This window comes from Streptomyces graminilatus, assembly GCF_001418565.1.
Lineage (GTDB): Bacteria > Actinomycetota > Actinomycetes > Streptomycetales > Streptomycetaceae > Streptomyces > Streptomyces graminilatus.
Map to the genome: position 1 here is coordinate 1 of NZ_LIQQ01000854.1, position 4,998 is coordinate 4,998.

9 protein-coding genes are annotated in these 4,998 nt (G+C 70.8%); all 9 read right to left on the bottom strand.

The window, feature by feature from the left end; translation table 11 throughout:
• Positions 1-182 (bottom strand): hypothetical protein (locus AOK08_RS42200; protein ID WP_157877054.1); only part of this gene is annotated, 182 nt, incomplete at its 3' end.
• Positions 179-457: a hypothetical protein gene (locus AOK08_RS42205; protein WP_055535896.1), complete on the bottom strand. Its 279-nt coding sequence runs from the start codon at positions 455-457 to the stop codon at positions 179-181. The genes AOK08_RS42200 and AOK08_RS42205, both read right to left, overlap by 4 nt.
• A 224-nt stretch (positions 458-681) precedes the next feature.
• The gene (locus tag AOK08_RS42210; RefSeq protein WP_055535898.1) at positions 682-1,347 is read right to left on the bottom strand and encodes a hypothetical protein; all 666 of its coding nucleotides are present in this window, start codon (positions 1,345-1,347) and stop codon (positions 682-684) included.
• A gap of 47 nt (positions 1,348-1,394) precedes the next feature.
• Complete coding sequence (locus tag AOK08_RS42215; RefSeq protein ID WP_055535900.1) at positions 1,395-1,820, bottom strand: hypothetical protein; 426 nt, start codon at positions 1,818-1,820, stop codon at positions 1,395-1,397.
• A gap of 179 nt (positions 1,821-1,999) precedes the next feature.
• Positions 2,000-2,596, bottom strand: a complete 597-nt coding sequence (locus tag AOK08_RS42220; protein WP_157877055.1) for a hypothetical protein — start codon at positions 2,594-2,596, stop codon at positions 2,000-2,002.
• Positions 2,597-2,717: 121 nt separating this feature from the next.
• Complete coding sequence (locus AOK08_RS42225; protein ID WP_055535904.1) at positions 2,718-3,125, bottom strand: GFA family protein; 408 nt, start codon at positions 3,123-3,125, stop codon at positions 2,718-2,720.
• Between the two features lie 126 nt (positions 3,126-3,251).
• Positions 3,252-3,671 (bottom strand): hypothetical protein, encoded by a 420-nt coding sequence (locus AOK08_RS42230; RefSeq protein ID WP_055535906.1) that lies wholly within the window; start codon positions 3,669-3,671, stop codon positions 3,252-3,254.
• A gap of 126 nt (positions 3,672-3,797) precedes the next feature.
• Complete coding sequence (locus AOK08_RS42235) at positions 3,798-4,445, bottom strand: hypothetical protein (protein WP_055535908.1); 648 nt, start codon at positions 4,443-4,445, stop codon at positions 3,798-3,800.
• Positions 4,446-4,513: 68 nt separating this feature from the next.
• On the bottom strand, positions 4,514-4,998 hold a 485-nt coding region (locus tag AOK08_RS42240), incomplete at its 5' end, for a hypothetical protein (protein WP_198539575.1).

Genomic DNA, 4,998 nt, shown 5'->3' on the forward strand with positions numbered 1-4,998 from the left:
GTGCCGGCGGGCTCGGCGCGCAGCGCCCGCCGGGCCGCCAGCAGGACGTCCAGACCGGGCAGTTCGCGCTGCCCGGCATCATGTGGTTGCCGCCAGCCGGTGGGAGTGCGCACATGGACGGCGTAGTCGGTGTCCGGGTCGATCAGCCGGCGGGCGGCGGTGTAGGCGGTCTCGTGGGTCATGCTGTCGCTCCGTGGGGGAGGGGGCGGGGATGTTCGTGTTCACCGGTGTTGTTCACCTCGACCAGCAGCAGGCCCGGCCCGTCGTTCTGATCCTCGATGTGGACGTACGGCACGTCGGCGGTGGGACCCCACTGGGCGCGACGGCGGATGAGGACGCTGATGCCGAAGACGGCGATCTCGTAGACGTCGCTGGGGGTGTTGTCCTCGGGACAGGCGTCGACGACGGTGATCGAGGCGTCACGGACACGCAGGAGATAGGGGTCGGACACGGACACGGGATGCTCCAGGAGAGACAAGGGCGAAGAAGGGGGATGGAAGAGGGATGCGAGCGCGGGAGGAGGATCGGCCGGGGCGATGGCGCCGAGACGGCGCGGACCCTCAGGCCCACCGTGTCGGGTTCGTCCACGCCGTCTGCAGACCGCAGCAGCCCGTCACCGGGCTCGGCGAAGCCGGCCCGGATCGGCACCGCACGGGATGCCGTGGCCGGTGTGGCGCAGGATCAGTCGGTGCTGGTGTGGAGGCGGAGTACGAGATCGGCGACCTGTCTGGCGAGACTGGCCAGGCCGTCGGTTGCGGTCGCGCCGTCCACCCCCGTACGAGCCCCGCTTCGTGACTCGTCGGACAGGGCCAGGCAGCAGCGGCATTCGTCGACGCCGAGCATGTAGCCGAACGTGTCGTTGTCCTGCTGGATACAGGACTCCACGCCCCATGACAGATGCTGTGAACGCCAGTTCGTGCCGAGGAGCTTTGCCGCAGCCGCGCCGATGTCGGCGACACTGCACGGACCGCCGGTGCCGGGTGCGGGCCAGGAGCCTTGCGGGCCGTCGAGCACAGGGACTGCCTCGGCGGTGATGCCTGCCGCCTGCTCGAAGCGCGTGATCAAACGGCCTGCGGCACCGACGATCTCGCGGGACTCCTCCGGCGGCGCGGGTGCGGGGGCGGCGAGCTTCTTCGAGAGGGCGAGCAGTTCCTCGCCGAGATCCGTCCACACGCGTCCCTCACCGTTCGACATGGCGAAGTACGTGTATCCCCACATGTCGCTGACGCATCCGTGGAAGTCGTGCGCCGCCTTGTGAACTGGGGCCGCGCTGTAGGCGCCGAGAGCCATGCGTGCATTGGTCGAGATGGTGGTGGCGGGCCGGGCGTAGGTCAGGAGGGTACCCATGGGTGTGCGTTCCTTGCTGGGGTGGAGGGTGGGTGTACGGAGCGCGCCTACGAGTTGGGGATGGTCTCCCAGCGGACGGGCACGCGCTCGTCGACGACGAGGCGGGAGCGCGCGGGGTCCTTGCGCCAGATCTGCCGCTTGATCCACTCGTGGGGCTTCAGCTGTCCGTCGCGGCTGCGGGTGGGTCCGTAGGTGATGGGGGAGTGGGCGGGCACATGGTCGCCTTCGATGTGCAGCCCGGCGGTGATCACGGCGGTCTTCTTCCGGCCGGTCCTGAGGTCGGAGGAGCAGCGCACCCGGACTTCCGGGCTGCCTTCGCCGTGCTCCACGCGGATCAGCAGCACTGCCAGTTGCCGGATCTCCGGGTCGTCGCCGCCTCGTTCGGCCTCGGCCCGTACCAGCCAGGCCGCGTGGTGGGCGAGGAAGCGGCTGCGGATCGCTCCGGGGGTGACGGGCATGTCGATTCCGCGCATGCGAAAGCTCCTCGGGGCGGATACGTGTCAGGGGGCGGAGTCCGATACGCGCACGGTGTAGCCGTCGGAACTCCGGAGGCCAGCGGGGGAGTGGCCCGCCAATAATCACTACCCTACACGCAATTGTCGAGTTATGCAACACGGATGGGGAAGGTCAGGGCGGTGGAGTGGACACGGGATCAGTACGAGGAGACGATGCCGATCCGGGCTGTCCGGCCGCACGGAAGCTGCCCGGCGCCGTCCAGGCCGCTGTCCGTGGGCCACAGGCGCAGCCCCGTGAGTCCTTGGCCGGCCGCCGTGCCCAGCAGCTGCAGATCGTCGCCCGCGGCGGCCGCGAGCATCAGCCTCAGCGAATGGGCGTGCCCCTGGTCGACCACCCACAACTCCGGTGCGCCCAGAACCTGATCGTCCAGCCCGCGCACCCACGGCAGCACGCTGCGCAGCAACTCCGCGGTGTGGCGGGTGGACGTCACCAGGACTCCTCCACCGCCAATCACGTCGGTCAAGGGCGGGCAGACGCCGGCGACCAGGACCAGCCCGTCGGCGAGATCGGCCGTGAGGGAGTGCGTCACAGCGCCGCACGGTGGCGAGGTAACCAGATCCGCGCCGACCACGGCAGCCAGCCGGCCCAGACTCTCCACGGCGGCCGGGCCGGCCCCGCCGATCTCCAGCTGGACATCCCGCGCGCTCAGGACCAACTGCACCGGCTCCAGCGGCCCGCAGGCATCCAGCAGCCCGGCGGCAGTCTCCACACAGCGGGCGAGAGAAAACGACATGGCCGCCATTCTCACCCCCCGGTCCCGCCGCCCCGCACCCGGCAACCGCCGGGCCCAGCGGCCCGGCCGGCACGCGGCCCCGCCGTGATCGTCCCGCCCGGCCTGGACACGTTTCGAGCGGTCAGCCTGCGGCGGCGCACCGGGTGTCGGGCACCTGGGCCAGCCACGGGACCGCCGTCTCGCGGAAGCTCTGGTTCACGGGGACGAGATCGGAGGCGTCGTCCAGCGCGCTGAGGTTGATCGCGATACTGCTCGCCCCGTCGTCTAGGGCGCACACCTGGGCGCCGCAGACCGGGCACCGCCCGCGCTTGGTCTCTCCCGGGTAGGTGTAGAACCAGGCAAGCTCGCCGGTGAAGACGACGCCGGTCAGCGGGAACGACACCCAGGACATCATCGGCCCGCCGCCCAGTTTCTGGCAGTGCGGACAACTACAGGTGTGGGGGTAATCGGGAAGACCGGCGGCCTCGAAACGAATCGAGCCGCACAGACAGCCGCCGAGGCGCGCGGCGGTGCTGGGGGTGGTGGTCATGCTCATCTCCTGGGACAGCGGGGCCGGTTGAGCGAACGAGTGTGCCATTGACTCACTGCTTTACCGGTCGATCAGGAGTTCTGTTCCGCATCTTCCGCCCAGTTCACCAGGACGTGTGAACCACGCTCAGGACGCTCCTTCCTCCCCGCGCGCCGCGCGCCGGGCGGGCGGATCTTGCGCGGCGGCCAGGTGGCCGCCGGTGATTCCTGCCCGCCAGTCCGCGGGCAACGGCTCGTCGTACCAGAGGTCGGGCAGCGCGGTCAGCGCCTCCGCGTCCGGGTCGTTGAGCTGCCAGCTGCGCGCGTGCGCGAGCAGGTGCCCCGTCAGCGGGTTCCAGCGCAGGATGGCGATCCCGAGCACCCGGTAGCGGCCGTCGTGCCCGAACCGGTCGGTGAAGAGCACGAGACGTCCGGCCTGTGCGGTGTCGCGGATCGCCCACGCGCGGGAGTAGGCGTCGTCCAGGGAGGCGAAGACGGCCGAGTGGCTGAACCCGGCTCCGCTGATCTCGACGAGAAACGGTGTCACAGCCAGGTCCACAGCGGGCATCGGATACAGATCCTTCGACAAGAGGCAGGCGGCAAGTCGCTGTTTGGGCGCCGGCTCTATCGTCCGGGAGCGGGAACAGCTCTCACCGGCGGGCGGAACACCGTGCGATGGGGTGCCGGCCGGTGCTCAGTCCGCCCCGGCCGCCCGGTGCGCGCGGAGGCTGTCGGCATGAATCTCCGCACAGAAGCGGACGATGAGGATCCATAACGGCAAGGACAGGCCGTCGAGTTCGTGGTGCAGCAGCCGGGCGGCCTCGTGGATCGCCTGCTGGGCCCGGGCGGTGTCCATCTCGTCGCCGCCACGACGCGCCCGCTCCAGCAAGCCCCCGGCACGGAGGACGAGGGCGTGCCCGTCGCAGCTGATCTTCTCCAGCCGCAGCGGACTGATGGGGATGAACAGGGACGGCGGGGCAGGGGCCGGGTCGAAGACGGACAGGCGGTGCGCGCTGTGCCGCGTGGCATACAGCTCCACCATGTACGTCACCGCCGTCTGCCAGGCGGCCATGTCCTTCTCGCCGGTGCGGACCTGGAACGTGGTGATGGCCCGGTCGGCCGCCTCCTCGGCGCGTTCCAGGGCGCCGGGGCCGCCGCCGGCCCGGAACTCCTCCAGCGCCCGGGCGGCCTCGAACACGTTCACCTGCGCGGACCGGGCGTAGTCCTCCAGACTGCGGCGCAGGAGGATGTCGCGGCCGTCCTCCACGACGACCGCGGAACCGGGTGCGGCCGACTCGCCGGGCGCAGCGGGGACGGGGAGCCGGGGCGGACGGGACGTCATGATCGTGCTCCTTGCGAGGGAGGGAAGCCGGCGAACGGCGGGCGGAAGGACAGCGGCGCGAGGGTCAGTCACGGACCTGGGATCAGCGGCGGCAGGGCGTACGTCTCCACATCCGTGACCGGCGGTTCGCCCGGGCCGCCGTCGTGCTGCCAGTAGTGGAAGCGGTAGTTGAGCGGCTGGTCGGCAGGGTGATCCGGGGCCGTGGTGAGGGTGGCGGTGCAGTGCAGGAACCGGCGCCCGTCGGCGTACGCGTGGCCATGGTGGTCTTCACCGTGGACGCAGAAGCTCTGCGGGCGGACCGTGCCGGGTGCCAGCAGCCGGAAGAACAGCGGCGAGTGCTGCCGGGCCCTGCTGTGGCCGGCCTCGCGGGACCAGTACTTGCTGAACCACGCCAGCGTGTGCAGTTCGACGCGGTCCGGGGTGATCAGGAGGAACACCGGGTCGGTGTCGTCGTCGCGGCCGATCGTGCCCAGCACGGAGCCGGCGCTGGAGCGGTCGGGTTGCGGCCGGTCCGGCGAGGGTGCGGCTTTGCCGGGTGCAGTGGGGGAGGGGG

Excerpts from the sequence above, each read along its gene's own strand:
- AOK08_RS42210 (WP_055535898.1), bottom strand. The coding sequence starts at position 1,347 with ATGGGTACCCTCCTGACCTACGCCCGGCCCGCCACCACCATCTCGACC.
- AOK08_RS42215 (WP_055535900.1), bottom strand. The coding sequence starts at position 1,820 with ATGCGCGGAATCGACATGCCCGTCACCCCCGGAGCGATCCGCAGCCGC.
- AOK08_RS42220 (WP_157877055.1), bottom strand. The coding sequence starts at position 2,596 with ATGTCGTTTTCTCTCGCCCGCTGTGTGGAGACTGCCGCCGGGCTGCTG.
- AOK08_RS42225 (WP_055535904.1), bottom strand. The coding sequence starts at position 3,125 with ATGACCACCACCCCCAGCACCGCCGCGCGCCTCGGCGGCTGTCTGTGC.
- AOK08_RS42230 (WP_055535906.1), bottom strand. The coding sequence starts at position 3,671 with ATGCCCGCTGTGGACCTGGCTGTGACACCGTTTCTCGTCGAGATCAGC.
- AOK08_RS42235 (WP_055535908.1), bottom strand. The coding sequence starts at position 4,445 with ATGACGTCCCGTCCGCCCCGGCTCCCCGTCCCCGCTGCGCCCGGCGAG.